The sequence below is a fragment of the Priestia sp. FSL W8-0001 genome, assembly GCF_038050335.1.
In the GTDB taxonomy this organism is placed as follows: domain Bacteria; phylum Bacillota; class Bacilli; order Bacillales; family Bacillaceae_H; genus Priestia; species Priestia flexa.
Genome location: NZ_JBBPAL010000001.1, coordinates 3,191,458 through 3,210,015, shown reverse-complemented (window position 1 = coordinate 3,210,015; position 18,558 = coordinate 3,191,458). Strand labels below are relative to the sequence as shown.

The following is an 18,558-nucleotide window of genomic DNA, read 5'->3' as shown; positions in this document are numbered from 1 at the left end:
TTTGGAACTAGATGTTCAGAAGATGATATTTGAATTTATCGGTGGCCTCGGGATTTTCCTGTTTGGGATTAAATTCATGGGTGATGGCTTACAAAAGTCAGCTGGAGATAAATTACGCGATATACTAGATCGTTTTACAACCAACCCATTTATGGGTGTGTTAGCAGGGATTTTAGTTACCATACTTATTCAAAGTAGTTCCGGAACGACTGTTATTACCGTAGGGTTAGTAAGTGCTGGTTTTATGAACTTACGCCAAGCCATTGGCGTTATCATGGGAGCGAATATCGGGACAACCGTTACAGCTTTCATTATCGGTATTAAAATTTCAGACTATGCGCTACCGATTTTAGCTGTAGGTGCTCTCATGCTATTCTTCTTTAAAAGCAAGCCAGTTCAAAACTTTGGTCAAATCGTATTTGGCTTTGGGATGTTATTCTTTGGTTTAGAGCTAATGGGCGATGGCATGAAGCCACTTCGTTCCCTTCAAGCGTTTCAAGACTTAACAGTAAGTATGAGTGATAACCCAATTTTAGGTGTTGTCATCGGTACAGTATTTACGGTTATCGTTCAAAGCTCAAGTGCAACAATTGGTATCTTACAGGAGCTATTTGGCCAAGGAGCAATCGATATTTATGCAGCGTTACCGGTATTGTTTGGTGATAATATTGGTACAACTATTACGGCAATTTTAGCATCCATTGGTGCAAGCGTTGCGGCAAGACGCGCAGCGTTAACTCATGTAATGTTCAATATTATTGGAACAGTTATCTTCTTAATTATTTTACCGCTGTTCACAAAGTTTGTTTTATATTTACAAGATACATTAGCATTAAACCCAGAGATGACGATAGCTTTTGCACACGGAACGTTTAACATCACGAATACTATTATTCAATTTCCGTTTATTGGATTATTGGCTTTAATCGTAACAAAAGTAATTCCTGGAGACGATGCGTTAGTTGACTTTAAACCGAAACATCTAGATCCAGTTTTTATTGAACAATCACCATCAATTGCGTTAGGACAAGCAAAAGAAGAGCTCGTTCGTATGGGGCAATTCTCAACAATTGGATTAGAAGAAGCAAACAATTATTTGAAAACGAAGCAACATAAGCATTCTGATATGGCTTTACAAATTGAAGATGCCATTAACAATTTAGATAAAAAAATTACTAACTATTTAATTTTACTTTCTTCTTCTTCTATGTCAGCTTCAGAAAGTGAAGAGCATTCAATGCTGTTAGACACGGCTCGTGATATTGAACGTATTGGAGATCATTTTGAAAATATCGTAGAGCTTGTTGATTATCAAATTACTAACAAAGTAAAGGTAACATCTGAAGCTAATAAAGATTTAGCAGAAATGTTTGAACTAACAATTTCAACAGTTAAAGAAGCTGTTGCAGCACTAGAGAACAACGATCGTGAAAAAGCTGTTCACGTAATGCAACAAGAAGATCAAATCGACAGCATGGAGCGTTCACTTCGTAAAAAGCATATTTTACGCTTAAACGAAGGTGCTTGCACAGGCTCAGCTGGTATTGTATTTGTTGACATTATTAGTAACTTAGAGCGTATTGGAGATCACGCAGTTAATATTGCAGAAGCAGTGTTAGGAGAAAATCAAAAGAGTGTGACTCAAAAATCTCAATAAGCTAGAAAGAGCGACTCGTTAACGAGTTGCTCTTTTTTATGGAATATTATTATCAAAAAAGTTGTTACAGTGTATACTGTTTGATAATAATAGTAAATAGAGATTGAGATGAAAGGAAACGTGTTAAGTTGGACTTTTTATATTGGACACTCATTGCAATTTGTTTTGTTGTATCATTTATTGGATTAGTCTATCCTATTATTCCAAGCGTACTGTTTGTAGCACTTGGATTTTTATTGTACGGGTTTTTCTATAGTTTTGAACCATATACTTTCTTGTTTGTGCTTATTCAAGGTCTGCTTGTGGCAGCACTTTTTGCCGCTGATTATTTGGCAAATCTAATTGGTGTTAAAAAGTTCGGTGGAACAAAAGCGGGTATTTGGGGAAGCACCATTGGATTGTTGGTTGGTCCATTCTTAATTCCTGGGCTTGGTATATTAATTGGCCCATTTTTAGGGGCGGTGATTGGTGAGTTAGTTGTACACCGTACGAATTTTCAAAATGCTATAAAGATTGGTTTTGGATCGTTAGTTGGCTTTTTCAGCGGTGCTATTTCAAAAGGAATTATACAGGCGGCAATGATCATTTACTTTCTTATCGTTGTTTTATAATAATTTGTTGACTTTTAATTAAAAGCATGTTAAATTTTTAATGTCGCTAATAAATGTTATATCGTTCCACAGTAGCTCAGTGGTAGAGCAATCGGCTGTTAACCGATCGGTCGTAGGTTCGAGTCCTACCTGTGGAGCCATGGCGGTGTAGCTCAGCTGGCTAGAGCGTACGGTTCATACCCGTGAGGTCGGGGGTTCGATCCCCTCCGCCGCTATTCCTTTAAGTGACAAAGCATACATACTATTATTCCACAGTAGCTCAGTGGTAGAGCAATCGGCTGTTAACCGATCGGTCGTAGGTTCGAGTCCTACCTGTGGAGCCAAGGACCCTTAGCTCAGCTGGTTAGAGCAGACGGCTCATAACCGTCCGGTCGCAGGTTCGAGTCCTGCAGGGTCCACCATGAAAAGGTTGGAGGAATACCCAAGTCCGGCTGAAGGGATCGGTCTTGAAAACCGACAGGGGTGTTAAAGCCCGCGGGGGTTCGAATCCCTCTTCCTCCGCCATACATATTGTTGATTAATCTTTCTTTACAATTGTGAAGAAAGATTTTTTATTTTGTTTTCAAATAAAATTTTACGTTTAAATAGGATAGACAGTGGGAAACAGGTAAATATAAGTGATGATTAAATGCTTTTTCATTGAAAGCGTAGGTTAAATTTGCTAATCTAAAAACATGAGGTGAATTTTCTTTCACCAAATTAGGTACATATTTTAAAGGAGGAATTACCCATGGCTTACGAATTACCACAATTACCTTATGCATATGATGCACTTGAACCACACATCGACAAAGAAACGATGAACATTCACCATACGAAACACCATAACACTTACGTTACAAACTTAAACGCAGCAGTAGAAGGAAAAGCTGATTTAGCTTCTAAAAGTGTTGAAGAGTTAATCTCAAATATGGATGCTGTACCAGAAGATATCCGTACAGCAGTACGTAACAATGGTGGTGGACATGCTAACCACTCATTATTCTGGACAATTCTTTGCCCTAACGGTGGCGGCGAGCCAACAGGCGAGTTAGCAGACGCAATTAGCAGTAAGTTTGGAAGCTTTGACGCATTCAAAGATGCATTCGCTAAAGCAGCAACTACACGCTTCGGTTCTGGCTGGGCTTGGTTAGTTGTAAACAACGGTGAATTAGAAGTAACAAGTACACCAAACCAAGATAGCCCACTAATGGAAGGTAAAACACCAATCCTAGGACTAGACGTTTGGGAGCATGCTTACTACTTAAACTACCAAAACCGTCGTCCAGATTACATTTCAGCATTCTTTAATGTAATTAAATGGGACGAAGTTGCAAAACGCTACGCAGCAGCAAAATAATGAGAGAAAAAACCAGTAAAGCAATTATTGCCTTTACTGGTTTTTTTGTTTTCCAATTCTTTTACATATCTCCTTTTCTTTTTCACACACTAGGGGTAGAAGAGAAAAGGAGTTTTTTATATGCCTTTATTAAAAAAAGTTGTTGGAGATGTAGAAGTTAATAAAGATTTATTGTTATTACTTATCATTGGAGGGCTATATGCTTTAGCCATTTCAATTTCAAATTCATTTGTAAACGTGTATTTATGGAAACAAACAGGAGAGTTTTCTGCTTTAGCGATTTATAATTTAGTCATTGTTATCTTTCAGCCATTAACCTTTATTTTAGCAGGAAGGTGGGCTAAAAAAATTGATCGAGTCGTTGTGCTTCGATTAGGTGTTTCGTTTCTATCTGTTTTCTATATCGTGGTGTTGATGGTAGGCGACCGTGCCGATGAATTTTTAATTCTTCTCGGTGCTCTTTTAGGAATAGGGTATGGATTTTATTGGTTAGCATTTAACGTGTTAACGTTTGAAATTACAGAACCTGATACACGGGACTTTTTCAATGGTTTTCTAGGAGTATTAAATTCGTTTGCTGGAATGATTGGACCTCTAGGAGCGGGCTTTATTATTGCTAGCTTATACGAATACATTGGTTATCGTGTGGTCTTTGGCGTTTCACTCCTAATGTTTGTTTGTGCAGTTGTCCTTAGCTTCTTTTTACAAAGACGTCCAGCTGAGGGCGTATATAAATTTAGAGAAGTACTAAGAGAAAGGAAATACAATCGAGACTGGCGCAGAATCTTATATGCACACGTATTTCAAGGAATTAGAGAAGGGACATTCATTTTCGTGGTGTCAGTATTGGTTTTTATTACAACTGACAGTGAACTCGCACTTGGTACGTTTGGGCTGGTAAATTCAGCTGTAGCTTTTGTTGCGTACTATGTTGCTTCTAGGTTTATTAAACAAAAAGACCGCTTAAAGTTTATTTTGGCAGGTGGAATCCTTCTGTATGGTTCAGTCTTTCTATTGTTGTTTAACTTATCATATACAAACCTCATTTTATATGCGATTTGTATCGCAATCGGCTACCCTATTTTGCTGGTACCGTATATGTCCTTAACGTATGATGTGATTGGTCGAGCTAAAGACATTGTTTCTAAACGTATTGAGTATATTGTTGTTCGAGATGTATTCTTAAATATTGGACGCATTATTTCAATTGGCTCTTTTCTCATTGCTGTGGTCTTTTTTAATGAACAGCAAAGTTTACCCATACTGTTAGCTGTTATCGGCGCAGGACACTGTTGTATTTACTTCTGTGTTCGCAACATTTCTCAACCTACGAACAAACACACCCCTAAGTCGGTTACACAGCCAGCTTTAAATGAAGGAGACGGTGAATCTCCAGCATAATGGGGATAGATAATTACTTTGTACTATAGAAATTAGCACAAAATTCTTTTACAATAGACACAGCATAAATAGACACCTTTAAGGTGTCTATTTATTTGCCAAAATGAAAAAATTATGATGAGATTATATATATGTTGATAAATTGTAGGTGAAGAAATGAAAAAGAAAAATAAACGTAAAAGTCATGTCTCGTTTCGGATGAACATTTTATTTCTAGGCATCTTTGCGCTGTTTTCGGTACTGATATTACGTTTAGGTTTAGTACAAATTGTACATGGGGAAAGTTACCAACGTGAAGTTGAGCGTACCGAGGACGTAACCGTTAATACTCCGGTTCCGCGAGGTAGAATGTACGATCGTTATAATCGTGTGATTGTCGACAATACACCTCTAAATGCGATTACATATACGCGCTTCCAAGGTAACACTGCGGAAGAGCGATTGAAAATCGCTCGACAATTAGCAAAGTTAATTGATGTTCCTTACTCAACGGATGCAATTGATGTACCAGAAAAAACAGTGGATGAAAATGCTGAGGACATTGTAAAAATCACAGAGCGTGATTTAAAAGATTATTGGATTATGCTCAATCCAAAAGAAGCTGAAAAGAAAATCAGTGATAGTGACCGAAGTAAAGTAGAAGCGGGAGAAATGACGGATGAAGAGCTTTATAACCGTCAATTAAGCCGCATTACAAAGCGAGATTTACAAACATTAGCTGATGACTTAGAAGTTTTGGCAATTAAAAGACAAATGGAAGCGGGTTATGCCCAAACTCCTCAAATTATTAAGAAAAACGTAACGCCGGCTGAATTTGCTATTGTTAGTGAAAATTTATCGCAGCTTCCAGGTGTTGATACAACCACTTACTGGGAACGCTATTACCCACAAGGCGGTACGCTTCGTACACTTTTAGGGAATGTATCATCAGCCAATGAAGGTCTTCCAAGAGATAAAGTGGACTACTATCTGTCCAGAGGATACAGTCGTAATGATCAAGTCGGTACGAGCTATCTTGAAAAAGAATACGAATCACAGCTTAAAGGTCAAAAAGAGCAGGTTCAATATATAACGGATCGAAGCGGAAATCTTATCGATACCTTACAATTAACTGAAGGGCAGCGCGGAAGTGATTTAGTGTTAACTATTGATATAGAGCTTCAACAAGCAGTAGAAGAAGCTATTACAAAACAATTAATTGAGAAGAAACAAATGTCTGGTACAAGATTTTTAGACCGAGCGTTTGTTGTTATGATGGATCCGAATACGGGTGAAATCCTAACAATGGCAGGTAAGAGATATACAACGGATTCCAAAACAGGTGCTGCTAAAATTGAAGATTTTGCATTAGGGAATTTATCAACTTCATACACGATGGGCTCTGTAGTAAAAGGGGCTACTGTATTAGCAGGGTTAGATTCTGGTGCAATTACAACTAATACAATCTTTGTCGACGAGCCAATTAAGTTTGCGGGAACGAAAGAAAAGAAATCCTTTAAAAATATGGGACCAATCAATTACTCTACAGCACTAAAACAATCGTCAAACGTATTTATGTTTAAAACGGTTATGGCGATGGCTGATGTGCAGTATCGATATAATGGTTCTTTACCAATTAAAGCAAATACGTTTGCGCAGCTTCGCTCGTACTACAGTCAATTTGGTCTTGGCGTGTCTACTGGTATTGAGCTTGATAATGAAGCGACGGGCTTCCAAGGTGGAAGCAGCATCCCGGGTACAGCTCTTGACTTAGCTATTGGTCAATATGATACGTATACGCCTCTTCAAGTTGTTCAATACGCATCAACAATTGCAAACGGTGGCTATCGTATTAAGCCTCAGATTGTAAAAGAAATTCGGAAACCAACAATTAAAGAAGAAGAAATTGGCGGTGTTGAATACTCGTTCGAAACGCAAGTATTAAACCGAATTACTATGAAGCAGGAATATATTAAAGCTGTACAAAGTGGACTTAAGAGGGTAACTCAAGAGCAAGGTGGAAGTGGATATGCAGCATTTGCAAGCGCTCCTTATAATCCAGCTGGAAAATCTGGTACGGCACAGGCTTATGAGAAAAACCCGAATGGCGGGGATCCAATTGCAATTAATAATTCTACATTTATCGCTTATGCTCCGGCAGATAACCCAGAAGTAGCAATGGCAGTAGTTGTTCCTTCAGCATTCACACCAAGTAGCCCGAATAATATTACAAAAGAACTTGCTCGTGAATCAATGGATTTATACTTTGATTTAAAGCAAAAGGGTGAAAAGGAAGTAGATGAGCAAGAACAACAGCAACAAGTAATTGATGCAGAAGCTACAAATGCAGAAGAATAGCAAAGAAAAAAGGCGCTGAAACCTCAGCGTCTTTTTTTATATGCTCTTTTTTCTTAAGGGAATAACATTTCTAAATATAAGTAGTAAGAACATAGAATAAAATCCAAAAATAAGAAAAAAGACTGTTGTTTTTCCATTGGTTTAAGTAAAAAGACCTTGATTTACGAAAGCTTTACATTTGCTTAAAACGGAATTAATAGTTGGGCTTTAATGTATAGCTTGTAGGACAAAACAACGAAATGTCGTAGGAGGAATTTGAGAATGAAAAGCTTTAAATTTCTAGCAATGTCAGCAGTAATCGGATCATCAGTTGTGCTAGCAGCATGTGGCGGCGGTCAAGGAAGTGACGCTGGTGACTCAGGTGAACAATTAAAAGGAAATGTGGCAATTGACGGTTCATCTACTGTGTATCCAATTATGGAGGCAGTTGGCGAAGAATATATGGCAACTCAACCTGGAGTTCAAGTATCCGTTGGTTTGTCTGGAACGGGCGGTGGATTTGAAAAATTCACAAAAGGTGAAACAGATTTAAGTAACGCATCTCGTCCAATTAAAGATGAAGAAAAGAAAGCAGCTGAAGAAGGCGGCGTAGACGTTCAAGAGTTTGAACTAGCTTACGACGGACTATCAGTTGTTATCAATAAAGAAAATGATTGGGTTGATCATTTAACAGTTGAAGAACTAGAAAAAATGTGGGTTAACGATGGAAAAGCAAAAAAATGGTCTGATATTCGTGAAGGCTGGCCAGATGAAGAAATTAAATTCTATTCTCCAGGACATGACTCTGGGACATTTGATTACTTTGATGAAGTAATTTTAGATGGAAAAGAAATTACAGAGTCTGCAACATTATCAGAGGATGATAACGTGTTGGTAAACGGTGTAACGGGTGATAAAAACGCAATTGGTTACTTCGGTTACGCGTATTACTCTGAAAACAAAGATAAGTTAAAAGTTGTACCAATTGATGGTGGAAACGGTCCAGTGGAACCAACAAAAGAGACGGTTATGAGCGGTGAATACGCACCATTATCTCGTCCGCTATTTACTTATGCAAGTGTTGGAGCACTAAAAGATAAAGAACAAGTATATGACTATGTTAAATTTACGCTTGAAAATGCAGGAGAGCTTGCTGAAGAAGTAGGTTATGTGAGCTTAAAAGATGAAGAATATGACGAGCAGTTAAAAACGCTTGAAGGTTTAAAGAAATAGACAAATGAAGATGAGGAGCAGAGCAACGCTTGCTTCTCATCTTTCCATGCGATGGAAGGGAGTTTACTACATTGGCTTTAGCGAATAATGGCAACACTAAGAAGGGTTCCATTCGAGAATTAATAAAGCAAAATAAATCAAAAAAAGGCGCATCAATGATTATAGAGAAAGTGATGCCAATTTTGCTTTTCTGTACGGCTGCTGTATCCGCATTAACAACCGTGGGGATTTTGTTCACATTAATTTTTGAAACAATTATGTTCTTTGAAAGAGTATCTTTTGTTGAGTTTATTACGGGTCAAAAATGGCTTCCGTTTATTGAGAAAGCAGGCAACTTTGGAGTTTTACCACTTGTTACGGGAACGCTATTGATTACTGTAATTGCAATGGTCGTTGCTATTCCAGTTGGATTAGCAGCAGCAATTTTTTTGAGTGAGTACGCGTCGGATCGAACAAGACGTATTATTAAACCGATTTTAGAAGTATTAGCAGGTATCCCAACAATTGTATATGGATTCTTTGCTTTAACATTTGTTACACCGCTTTTAAAAGATGTTATTCCAGATTTAGGGTTATTTAATGCTTTAAGTCCAGGTATTGTAGTTGGTGTCATGATTATTCCTATGATTGCTTCTCTATCAGAAGATGCAATGAGTTCTGTACCTCAATCAATGAGAGAAGGAGCTTTAGCTTTAGGAGCAACACGTTTAGAGGTGGCATTAAAAGTGGTGTTACCAGCAGCTCTGTCAGGAATTATCGCATCGTTTGTACTCGGTATTTCGCGTGCAATTGGTGAAACGATGATTGTTACAGTAGCTGGTGGAGCTACGCCGACAATGGCACTAGACGTAACGGGTTCAATTCAAACGATGACTGCGTATATCGTTCAGGTTGCAACGGGAGATGCAGGGTATGGAACGACTGTTTATTACAGTATCTATGCTGTGGGAATGACGTTATTCGTCTTTACACTCATTATGAACCTACTAGCTCAGTTTATTACAAAGCGCTTTAGGGAGGAGTACTAATTATGTACGTGGATCGCGAGCAAGTACAACAACGTATGCATGGGCGGTTATTAAAAAATAGTATTTTAAGGTTCATTTTTTTCTGTGCAACGATTTTTGGATTAGCAGTTCTGGGTATGCTTTTATATCGGGTATTGACTCAAGGATTAGGCTGGCTTGATACAGGTTTTTTACAAAACTTTGCATCGAGAAGACCAGAAGATGCTGGAATTAAAGCGGCACTAGTTGGCTCCTTATGGCTGATGGCTGTCATTGCACCAGTATCATTGATTTTAGGAGTAGGAACAGCGCTTTATTTGGAAGAGTACGCAAAGAAAAATAAATTTAATGATTTCATTAAATTAAACATTTCTAACTTAGCAGGTGTACCTTCAATTGTGTTTGGATTATTGGGATTAACCATTTTTGTTCGTGAGTTATCGTTAGGAAGAAGTATTTTAGCAGCTGGATTAACAATGAGTTTGTTAATCTTACCGGTTATTGTAGTAGCGGCACAGGAAGCCATTAGGTCAGTGCCAACTCATTTACGTGAAGCTTCGTTTGGAATGGGAGCAACTAAGTGGCAAACGATTTACCGTGTGGTACTGCCGGCAGCAATCCCTGGTATTTTAACAGGAAGCATTTTAGCTTTATCAAGAGCGGTAGGGGAAACAGCACCGCTTGTAGTAGTTGGTTTGCCTACATTCATTGCCTTCTTGCCAGCTGGTGTATTAGATACCGCAACGGCTTTACCGATGCAAATTTATAACTGGACGAGTCGACCGCAAGCAGACTTCCAAAGCGTAGCAGCAGCAGGAATTATCGTGTTATTAGTGTTCTTAATTGTAATGAACTCCATTGCTGTATTTATTCGTAACAAATTTCAAAAGCGTTATTAAGCTTAATTGAATGATGATAGTAGGATGAAGGAGGAGCTTTCCATGACAATCACAATCGATCAAAAAATGACAGAGGAAAATATAAATCCCATTAACAAACCAAAAGAAATTGTTTATAAAACAAAAGGTTTAAACTTATGGTACGGAGAAAATCAAGCGTTAAAAAACATTGATTTAGATATTCATGAAAATGAAGTAACAGCCATTATTGGTCCATCAGGATGCGGGAAATCTACGTATATTAAAACGTTAAATCGAATGGTTGAAATGAGTCCAATTGTAAAAACGTCTGGTGAAATTGAATATCGTGGACAAAATATCTTTAATAAGTCATATCGAGTAGAAGAGCTTCGTACACAAGTAGGAATGGTTTTTCAAAAGCCAAACCCATTCCCAAAATCAATTTATGATAATATAGCTTATGGACCACGTATTCACGGCATTCGCAATAAAAAAATTTTAGATGAAATTGTGGAAAAAAGCCTACGCGGTGCGGCAATTTGGGACGAAGTAAAGGACCGCTTAAATCAAAATGCTTATGGTTTATCAGGTGGTCAACAGCAGCGTTTATGCATTGCTAGATGTTTGGCAATTGAACCAGACGTAATCTTAATGGATGAACCAACGTCTGCTCTTGATCCAATCTCAACGTTAAAAGTGGAAGAGCTTGTTCAAGAACTGAAGAAGGAATTCAGTATCATTATCGTAACGCATAATATGCAGCAGGCTGCACGTATTTCAGATAAAACAGCATTTTTCTTAAATGGAGAAGTTGTTGAGTTTGCAGAGACTGATCGAATTTTCTCAAACCCATCTGATAGACGAACAGAAGACTATATTACAGGACGTTTTGGTTAATAGTTGATCAATTAAGAGGAGATGGACTACATGGTTGTACGTGAAAAGTTTCATGCTGATTTAAAAATTTTACGTGAAAAGCTTTTAGAGATTGGTCGGTTAACAGAAGAAGCGTTAGCAAAAGCTATTGAAGCTTTACAAACGCAAAATGTGGATTTAGCGCTAGAGATTATTGATGGTGACACGGAAATTGATCAACTTGAAGAAGAGATTAATGACTTAGCTATTCTATTGCTTGCAAAACAGCAGCCAGTTGCCACTGATTTAAGAAGAGTTATTGTAGCTATTAAGATTGCTTCTGACGTTGAGCGTATGGCAGACTTTGCAGTGAACATCGCTAAATCAGCAATTCGAATTGGAAAAGAAGACTTAATTAAGCCGCTAGAGCATGTGAAAAAGATGCATGCTATTTCAATTGAAATGCTTAGCTTGTCATTAAAGGCATATCATGAAGAGGACCTAACCCTTGCTAAAAAAGTTGCTGAAATGGATGATGAAGTAGATGAGCTTTACGGAATTACCATTAAAGAGCTGCTTAACCTTGCGAAAGAAAAGCAAGAAGCTATGAATCAAATTACGCAGCTGTTATTTATTGCTCGTTACTTGGAAAGAATGGCAGATCATACAACAAACGTAGCAGAAAGCGTATTTTACTTAGTAAAAGGAAAACGCTATGACTTAAATGAATAACAAAATAAGAAGCGCTCAGCTAATGCTGGGCGCTTCTTATTTTGTTAAAGTGTTAACAATTTGCTCTAAACTCATATTCGATGTAAGCGTATAGGTACCAACTTGGAATTTTGTGCTCGCATTTTTTTGAGCAACGAGATTCTCAAATTCATCAGTCGAATCAATAATATGATTGTTTACTAATGTATGTGCAATATCTAAACTAGACATTCCTGCTTTTATAGAGATTGATACTTCACTTGTTTTAGATTTAGTCTCTTGCTTCTCAAAAGCAGGTTTTAATGAATCTTCGTATTCTTTCTTTTTAATTAATACATACTGGTGGTCCTCTGCATAAGCATGTAGATCAGCATCGCTAATTTTCAAAGAAGTAGCGTTTTTCTCTTGAATAACATAAACGACAGCTAAAATTGAAGTGGCTGTTAATATCCCAATAGCAAATCCTCGTATCGTTAAACTATTCATGGCGATTTACTCCTTGTACGTTAAGCAGTCGTTTTACGTCTTCTTTATGAAGATGCTGCTGGTTTGGAGGTAGAGCATTAGCATGGGCCGAATGAGTTGCTGTGTCAGGATCTTCGTCAGATAATAAGGCTTCTTCTAATAAATCTAAGCGCTTAGTGGTTTGATATTGATCTTGTAGAACAGTCAATGAAAGGTGCTCTAGCTGTTTTTCTACAGACTGTATTTTTGTTTCCTTTAAAAAAGAAAATAAAAGTAAAAATAGGGAAAGTGCAATTAGGGTAATAAAAGCATATAACATGTGGTTCACCTCTTACAAAAGATAAAATCAATCTATGATACCATAAATCGACAAATTGTGTTTATTGTTACAGTTTTTTCTTAGTGGTAATATGACAATAAGTATATCTTAAGTAAAGTGGTGAGGCTTTGAAGACAAAAGTAAATGAATTGGATGTATGTGTTGTAAATCGAGTAAACGCTTCAGCTTTGTATGTACATTGGTCTTTTTCTGACGCTATTCAGGAAATGGTGGAAAAGATGTATCAAAAGAAATGGAATGATCTGTCATTTGCTCTATGTATTTATGATGTAACCGGTCTTAGCGTCACATTTGATGGGCATCAATCAAAGCGTCATACGCTTTTAGAGGTGTACAGCAATCAGACAGAAGCATTCTTAAAAGATATGGATACGAACTGTACATATGTTGTAGATGTGGGCGTATACGAACACCATTTCTTTGCACTGATACGTTCAAGTAGAGTTCAGCTGGGAACAAGTATAGAACCTAAGCAATTGGATCAAACGAAGTGGTCCTGGAGTGAAAATGCACCGCAAACGGATTATGTTCATGATGACTGCTTTAGCACGTATTCTTATTATACAAATGAGTGGAACAAGGTGAATCAAAGTGATGAATGACTTTAATTGCCTAATAATTAATATGGAAGACCCAGTCTATGACATGGTTCATTGGAGTGAAGCGAATGAAAAAGCATTATTTGAGCATTTAGTTAGAAAGTATCTCCCACTTGTACATTACATTCAAAATAATGGGTTAAAAGGTGCTTCAATTATTCTCTCTTCTTTAATTTTAGGAATTTTGGATCATAATGGCTTTAATCAACGATTTAATCACTTCATACAACGTCAAGGTCAATTTGTTGATACTCTGAAGCAGTGGGATGGAAGATTGCTTGACGCGTTAAAGTATTATCAGGATGAACAAATTATAGAGTGTATAGCAATACCTATAACTACGAGGTGTCCATCCCTATTAAAAACATCTAAAGGATACCATTTACAGATTAGCCTTGCAATTGAGCTATTTAATAAATACCTGGGGCAAAGGCCTAAAGGGTTTTACTTGCCAAATGGAGATTATACGTATGAACTTGATAAGTTATTGAAAGCGCATAACGTTGAATATAGTTGTATTGAGGTACAGCACGACTACGGAGTCAATCTGTATACTTCATCAAGCGGTATATTCCTTCTTAAGCATGACGCGCTATTACCTGTCATTTCAAAAAGTGACACAGGTTTACGAAGTTTAAAGGATGGAAAGCTACTATATCAATGTGTAAAAGATATAAACAATCAACAGAAATTAGTGAAGATTTCACCTAAGCATGAGTCATCTAGATATAATCAACCAATCACAGAGGAAAACAGCTGGTTTTATAAGACTATGCAGCAGACAGAAGTAAAGTTAAGCAAGGTTAATAATAAACTGCATAAACTTGAGAGGAAAAAAGAATTAGCGCATACATGGATTATCTTGGCGTCTAGCGAGTGGTTAATTCACTCCAAAGATGACTATAACCGGCAGTTAAAATTATTTAACCAGTTATGTCATGTTGAAGAACAAAAAGTAATGAAGAATGAATATTTACAATGGGTTCCCGATGTGGTGAAAGAATGCGGGATTGCTTATAAAGAGACCAAGAAAGATATCTCTTTATATTTACCGGGAAATATGTCGATTTTAATGCTAGCTTGGGAATATCCACCCCTTGTTATCGGAGGGTTAGCTCGACATGTTTTTGATTTATCCAGAGCTTTGGCGAAATCTGGCCACTATGTGGTCGTTATTACCGCATTTGTAGAAGGGCTACCTTTGTATGAATGTATGTATGGTGTTCATGTCTATCGAGTAAAAAGTTTGCAACCTCATCATGCTGACTTTCTTACGTGGGTAAATAGTTTAAACGTAGCGATGGCATTAGAAGGTATTCGTTTAGCAGCAGCTACGCCGTTTCAAGTAATTCATGCTCATGATTGGTTGGTTGGTACAGCAGCACAGGGTATCGCTAGCCATGTGAAAAAACCGCTCATTACAACAATACATGCAACAGAGCATGGACGGAATAATGGCATTCATAATGAAATGCAGCAAAGAATTCACCAGCGTGAAGAAGAGCTTGTTCATGAGTCCACAGCCATTATTGTATGCAGTACCTATATGAAAAAAGAAATAATGGAATTGTTTAATATAGAGCCAGAGCGCATTTCAATTTTTCCAAACGGCATTGATCAGCACATGGTTGCTCGTGTCGTTAATCGTTCAAAAGAAGTAGCGGTCAAAGGAAAGTTTAAGCTGCGAAATGCACCTATCTTCTTTTCAATTGGTCGCATTGTTTATGAAAAAGGCTTTCAGCTTTTAATTCAAGCTGCAGAATACTTTAAACAGGTAGATATTGATATTCAGTTCATTATTGCGGGTAAAGGGCCCCTCTTGCATGAATTTCAACAACAAATTAAAAATCGAAACCTAGATCAGTATATTAAATTTATTGGCTATATTACGGATGAAGAACGAAACTGCTTGCTACACTTAAGTACCGGAGTAATCTTCCCAAGTCTTTATGAACCATTTGGTATTGTAGCATTAGAAGGAATGGTAGCGAAAAAACCTACAATTGTTTCTGAAACGGGTGGTTTAAAAGATATCGTTAATCATAGGGTAACCGGACTTACGTTCAAACCTGGGGTTGTCGAAGAGTTAATTCATTGCGTTTTCACTGTGATCACAGATTCACAACTGATTCAAGAAATTAGTGAAAAAGGGTATGTTGAGGCAACTACGATGTTTAGTTGGGAACAAATTGCACTGGATACAAGCGCATTGTTTCAAGATCAAATCAAACAGAGTAAAAGGAGGAAGGAAAAGCGTTGAAAGCCATTATACTTGCTGGTGGTAGAGGAACGCGTTTACAGCCGTTAACAAACGACGTTCCAAAACCGATGCTTCCACTCTATGAATATCCTGTTATCGAATATATAGTTGAACTCTTAAAAAAGTATGGAATTAATGAAATTGGCATTACGCTACAGTATCTACCCGAACAGATTATGAATTACTTTGGAGATGGAAAGAAGTGGGGTGTCTCAATTACTTATTTTATTGAAGAGATGCCTCTTGGAACAGCGGGGGGAGTCAAAAAAGCAGATTGGTTTATTGAAGAAGAATGCATCATCATTAGTGGCGATGCTGTAACGGATTTAAATCTAGCTAACGTCATTGCGTTTCATCGTCAACATCAAAGTGAAATGACAATTGTGACAAAGCTTGTGCCAGATGTTACACATTACGGACTCGTATCTGCGAATGACAAAAATGAGGTCACGCGTTTTATTGAAAAGCCAAAGCAATACGAAGCAACTGGAAACTTAATTAATACTGGTATTTATGTAATTCATAAATCAATTTTAAACAGTATTAGCCGTGAAGGAGCAGTTGACTTTAGCTTTGATGTTATTCCCGCACTGTTAAAGAATAATCGTAAAGTCTATCATTATACAACCGCAAACTATTGGATTGATATCGGGCAGCTTCATCATTATAGGCAGGCACATTATGATTTATATGAAAAATTGTTTGGTTCTAATAGTTTGAACCATATTTCAGACACTGCTGTTATTGCAGAGGATGTGAAGGTCATTCCTCCTGTTTATATTGGAGAAGAGGTACAAATCAGATCGGGATGTACAATTGGTCCGTGGGCTGTTATCGGGAAAAACAGTCACATTAATAGTAACGCAACAATTCGAAAAAGTGTTTTGATGAATGATGTTATTGTAAAAAAGAACTGCTTTTTATATGATGTTGCGTTGGAACACGGGATGATTCTTGAAAGAGAAAGTGTTCTTTTAAACGATAAAGCCGAAAGCGGAGCCGTCGCGCGTGTGTTTGATGTGAAGACTAAGCCTCTTTTTAGTATCGCAAAGTTTATGAATCAATTTTCACTTAGAGTGCAAAAACAAAAGAAAGAATTTTAGAAAAATAATCCTTATAAGGAATTTATTAGTTGAAAAATACTCGCTTTACCTTGTATTAGAGATGAAAAGAAATAATATAATCAAAAATTAACTGTGTTAGTTAGAAAAACAGACTGGCATTCCGAAGTAAAAAATGATATTATAGTAAAGTCTGATTTATGTTTATAATGTTTGGAGGGAAAATAGATGCGCGTAAACGTTACATTAGCTTGTACTGAAACTGGTGATCGTAACTACATCACAACTAAAAATAAGCGTAACAACCCAGATCGTCTTGAGTTGAAAAAATATAGCCCAAGACTTAAAAAAGTAACACTTCACCGTGAAACTAAGTAAGCAGTAGGAGAATATTCCTGCTGTTTTTTTTATATAAATATCAGTGTGAGGAGTGGAAAGATGAATAAAGCGGACATGCGACGTAAAATGAAGCAGACGTTATTAAGCTTATCGACAGCAGGTACATACAATGCAAAATCCATGTTGATTACAAAGCGGCTCTTAGATACTACCTGGTGGAAAGATGCTGATGTAATTGCAATAACGATTTCTAGAGGACAAGAAGTAGATACAAAACGACTAATTGAAACAGCTTGGTCTCAAGGAAAAACTATCGCTGTTCCAAAGTGCATTTCCGAGCAAAATGAAATGATTTTTCGGAAAATTACATCTTTCTCTCAGCTAGAAGTTGTATATTTTAATTTGCAGGAACCAATTGAATTACAAACAGAGCTTATTAAAAAGAGTGAAATTGATCTCATTCTTGTACCAGGTGTCGTATTTAGTTCAAATGGTTATCGAATTGGATATGGAGGAGGCTATTATGATCGCTTTCTCGTCGATTATGAACAAATGAAGGTAAGCTTGGCTTTTCATGAACAAATCGTACAACGTGTACCAGTTGAATCCCATGATATCCCGGTGGACGCTATTATTACAGATGAGGAGATTATACATTGTGCTCATAAATAGTTTTCTTATTTATGTAATCATTTGTTTTGTATCCTTTATAGGATATGTACTTCGTGTTTTGTCAAGGTCAGGTGCCATTATGGCTGCTGCTGTTGGTATTAGCATTTATATTGGTTTTGAATTAAAAGGTCTATTACTGTTAGGGATGTTTTTTGGAACATCTACGTTTTTTAGTCAATATAAAAAAGTCAAAAAGAAACTAGTGGAAGAAAAAGTAGCTAAGCATGATCAGCGTGATCATATACAGGTAGCTGCAAATGGTGGGGTTGCAGCGCTGAGTGCTCTTTTATTCTTTAGCTTTGAATCTCACGTCTTTTTAATGATGTTTGCCGTTAGTTTAGCAGCGGCTAATGCCGATACGTGGGCTTCTGAAATTGGCGTATTAAGTAAAAAAAAACCAGTCTTTATTTTAACCTTTAAACAGGTAGATCCAGGAACGTCAGGAGCCATTTCGATACTTGGAACAGTAGCGGGTATCGGTGGATCTTTGATTATTGCAGCTACTGCTTTCTATGCTTTTCCCGAGTTATCAATTATAGAGTGCTTATTTATTAGTATGCTTGGCTTTTTAGGAAACCTTATTGATACGTTTTTAGGAGCGACAATTCAGCTAAGATACCGCTGTTCGGTCTGTTTTTTGCAAACTGAAAAAGAACAGCACTGTGGGATTCCAACTCTTTATGAAAAGGGATGGAATTACTGCAATAATGACGCTGTTAACTTGTTATCCGTTATGTTTGCTACAATTCTTGGAGGGATTTTTTTTATCTTATGTAAAGCCACGGGATAAAGTAGGTTAAACTGTGCATGCTAAATCGTAAGGAGGTTTAGC

18 protein-coding genes and 5 tRNA genes are annotated in these 18,558 nt (G+C 37.2%); 21 read left to right on the top strand and 2 right to left on the bottom strand.

Annotated elements, in window-relative coordinates; translation table 11 throughout:
• The first annotated feature begins 1 nt into the window (after position 1).
• The 15 genes from MKZ18_RS17005 (at position 2) to phoU (ending at position 12,011) form a co-directional block, all read left to right on the top strand.
• The gene (locus MKZ18_RS17005) at positions 2–1,657 is read left to right on the top strand and encodes a Na/Pi cotransporter family protein (RefSeq protein WP_174521172.1); all 1,656 of its coding nucleotides are present in this window, start codon (positions 2–4) and stop codon (positions 1,655–1,657) included.
• 128 nt (positions 1,658–1,785) lie between these two features.
• Entirely contained in the window at positions 1,786–2,268 is a 483-nt protein-coding gene (locus MKZ18_RS17000; RefSeq protein ID WP_025911590.1) for a DUF456 domain-containing protein, read from the top strand.
• 65 nt (positions 2,269–2,333) lie between these two features.
• A tRNA-Asn gene (locus tag MKZ18_RS16995) sits at positions 2,334–2,408 on the top strand.
• 1 nt (position 2,409) lies between these two features.
• Positions 2,410–2,483: transfer RNA gene (locus MKZ18_RS16990), tRNA-Met, on the top strand.
• 33 nt (positions 2,484–2,516) lie between these two features.
• A tRNA-Asn gene (locus MKZ18_RS16985) sits at positions 2,517–2,591 on the top strand.
• Between the two features lies 1 nt (position 2,592).
• Positions 2,593–2,669, top strand: a tRNA-Ile gene (locus MKZ18_RS16980).
• A gap of 10 nt (positions 2,670–2,679) precedes the next feature.
• Positions 2,680–2,772, top strand: a tRNA-Ser gene (locus tag MKZ18_RS16975).
• A gap of 226 nt (positions 2,773–2,998) precedes the next feature.
• A complete protein-coding gene (sodA, locus tag MKZ18_RS16970; RefSeq protein ID WP_025911589.1) occupies positions 2,999–3,607 on the top strand; it encodes a superoxide dismutase SodA in 609 nt (202 codons plus the stop codon).
• A gap of 120 nt (positions 3,608–3,727) precedes the next feature.
• Positions 3,728–5,008 (top strand): MFS transporter, encoded by a 1,281-nt coding sequence (locus MKZ18_RS16965; RefSeq protein ID WP_025911588.1) that lies wholly within the window; start codon positions 3,728–3,730, stop codon positions 5,006–5,008.
• A 156-nt stretch (positions 5,009–5,164) separates the two neighbouring features.
• On the top strand, positions 5,165–7,345 hold the full coding sequence (locus MKZ18_RS16960) for a peptidoglycan D,D-transpeptidase FtsI family protein (protein WP_100346816.1): 2,181 nt from the start codon (positions 5,165–5,167) through the stop codon (positions 7,343–7,345).
• 261 nt (positions 7,346–7,606) lie between these two features.
• Complete coding sequence (locus MKZ18_RS16955; protein ID WP_061785793.1) at positions 7,607–8,557, top strand: PstS family phosphate ABC transporter substrate-binding protein; 951 nt, start codon at positions 7,607–7,609, stop codon at positions 8,555–8,557.
• Positions 8,558–8,628: 71 nt separating this feature from the next.
• Positions 8,629–9,585 carry a phosphate ABC transporter permease subunit PstC gene (pstC, locus tag MKZ18_RS16950; RefSeq protein ID WP_051567222.1) on the top strand — a complete coding sequence of 319 codons (957 nt, stop codon included), beginning with the start codon at positions 8,629–8,631 and terminating at the stop codon, positions 9,583–9,585.
• A 2-nt stretch (positions 9,586–9,587) separates the two neighbouring features.
• The gene (gene pstA, locus MKZ18_RS16945; RefSeq protein WP_186317481.1) at positions 9,588–10,463 is read left to right on the top strand and encodes a phosphate ABC transporter permease PstA; all 876 of its coding nucleotides are present in this window, start codon (positions 9,588–9,590) and stop codon (positions 10,461–10,463) included.
• Between the two features lie 66 nt (positions 10,464–10,529).
• Entirely contained in the window at positions 10,530–11,321 is a 792-nt protein-coding gene (gene pstB, locus MKZ18_RS16940) for a phosphate ABC transporter ATP-binding protein PstB (RefSeq protein WP_100348152.1), read from the top strand.
• A gap of 30 nt (positions 11,322–11,351) precedes the next feature.
• Complete coding sequence (phoU, locus tag MKZ18_RS16935; protein WP_025911582.1) at positions 11,352–12,011, top strand: phosphate signaling complex protein PhoU; 660 nt, start codon at positions 11,352–11,354, stop codon at positions 12,009–12,011.
• A gap of 36 nt (positions 12,012–12,047) precedes the next feature.
• On the opposite strand, the gene MKZ18_RS16930 is transcribed toward phoU, so the two are convergent.
• Together MKZ18_RS16930 and MKZ18_RS16925 are read right to left on the bottom strand one after the other, a co-directional pair.
• Entirely contained in the window at positions 12,048–12,476 is a 429-nt protein-coding gene (locus MKZ18_RS16930; protein WP_025911580.1) for an endolytic transglycosylase MltG, read from the bottom strand.
• On the bottom strand, positions 12,469–12,774 hold the full coding sequence (locus MKZ18_RS16925; protein ID WP_025911579.1) for a hypothetical protein: 306 nt from the start codon (positions 12,772–12,774) through the stop codon (positions 12,469–12,471). Before MKZ18_RS16925 ends, MKZ18_RS16930 begins: the two co-directional genes overlap by 8 nt.
• Before the next feature lie 128 nt (positions 12,775–12,902).
• Between MKZ18_RS16925 and MKZ18_RS16920 the strand changes: the two genes are divergently transcribed.
• The 6 genes from MKZ18_RS16920 to MKZ18_RS16895 all read left to right on the top strand — a co-directional run bounded on the left by MKZ18_RS16920 (position 12,903) and on the right by MKZ18_RS16895 (position 18,516).
• Positions 12,903–13,397, top strand: coding sequence for a DUF4912 domain-containing protein (locus tag MKZ18_RS16920; protein ID WP_061785791.1), 495 nt, complete (start codon positions 12,903–12,905; stop codon positions 13,395–13,397).
• Positions 13,390–15,654, top strand: coding sequence for a glycosyltransferase (locus tag MKZ18_RS16915; RefSeq protein ID WP_061785790.1), 2,265 nt, complete (start codon positions 13,390–13,392; stop codon positions 15,652–15,654). Before MKZ18_RS16920 ends, MKZ18_RS16915 begins: the two co-directional genes overlap by 8 nt.
• Positions 15,651–16,757: a sugar phosphate nucleotidyltransferase gene (locus tag MKZ18_RS16910; protein WP_025911575.1), complete on the top strand. Its 1,107-nt coding sequence runs from the start codon at positions 15,651–15,653 to the stop codon at positions 16,755–16,757. Before MKZ18_RS16915 ends, MKZ18_RS16910 begins: the two co-directional genes overlap by 4 nt.
• Before the next feature lie 186 nt (positions 16,758–16,943).
• Entirely contained in the window at positions 16,944–17,093 is a 150-nt protein-coding gene (gene rpmG, locus MKZ18_RS16905; protein ID WP_013059189.1) for a 50S ribosomal protein L33, read from the top strand.
• Between the two features lie 60 nt (positions 17,094–17,153).
• Positions 17,154–17,726, top strand: a complete 573-nt coding sequence (locus tag MKZ18_RS16900) for a 5-formyltetrahydrofolate cyclo-ligase (protein WP_061785789.1) — start codon at positions 17,154–17,156, stop codon at positions 17,724–17,726.
• Complete coding sequence (locus MKZ18_RS16895; protein WP_235932314.1) at positions 17,713–18,516, top strand: DUF92 domain-containing protein; 804 nt, start codon at positions 17,713–17,715, stop codon at positions 18,514–18,516. The genes MKZ18_RS16900 and MKZ18_RS16895 overlap by 14 nt, the downstream gene beginning before the upstream one ends.
• The last annotated feature ends 42 nt before the right edge of the window (positions 18,517–18,558 follow it).

Coding starts and splice junctions, on each gene's coding strand:
- MKZ18_RS16900 (WP_061785789.1), top strand. CDS start 17,154: ATGAATAAAGCGGACATGCGACGTAAAATGAAGCAGACGTTATTAAGC.
- MKZ18_RS16925 (WP_025911579.1), bottom strand. CDS start 12,774: ATGTTATATGCTTTTATTACCCTAATTGCACTTTCCCTATTTTTACTT.
- pstA (WP_186317481.1), top strand. CDS start 9,588: ATGTACGTGGATCGCGAGCAAGTACAACAACGTATGCATGGGCGGTTA.
- rpmG (WP_013059189.1), top strand. CDS start 16,944: ATGCGCGTAAACGTTACATTAGCTTGTACTGAAACTGGTGATCGTAAC.
- sodA (WP_025911589.1), top strand. CDS start 2,999: ATGGCTTACGAATTACCACAATTACCTTATGCATATGATGCACTTGAA.
- MKZ18_RS16915 (WP_061785790.1), top strand. CDS start 13,390: ATGAATGACTTTAATTGCCTAATAATTAATATGGAAGACCCAGTCTAT.
- MKZ18_RS16955 (WP_061785793.1), top strand. CDS start 7,607: ATGAAAAGCTTTAAATTTCTAGCAATGTCAGCAGTAATCGGATCATCA.
- pstB (WP_100348152.1), top strand. CDS start 10,530: ATGACAGAGGAAAATATAAATCCCATTAACAAACCAAAAGAAATTGTT.
- MKZ18_RS16965 (WP_025911588.1), top strand. CDS start 3,728: ATGCCTTTATTAAAAAAAGTTGTTGGAGATGTAGAAGTTAATAAAGAT.
- phoU (WP_025911582.1), top strand. CDS start 11,352: ATGGTTGTACGTGAAAAGTTTCATGCTGATTTAAAAATTTTACGTGAA.
- MKZ18_RS16930 (WP_025911580.1), bottom strand. CDS start 12,476: ATGAATAGTTTAACGATACGAGGATTTGCTATTGGGATATTAACAGCC.
- MKZ18_RS16960 (WP_100346816.1), top strand. CDS start 5,165: ATGAAAAAGAAAAATAAACGTAAAAGTCATGTCTCGTTTCGGATGAAC.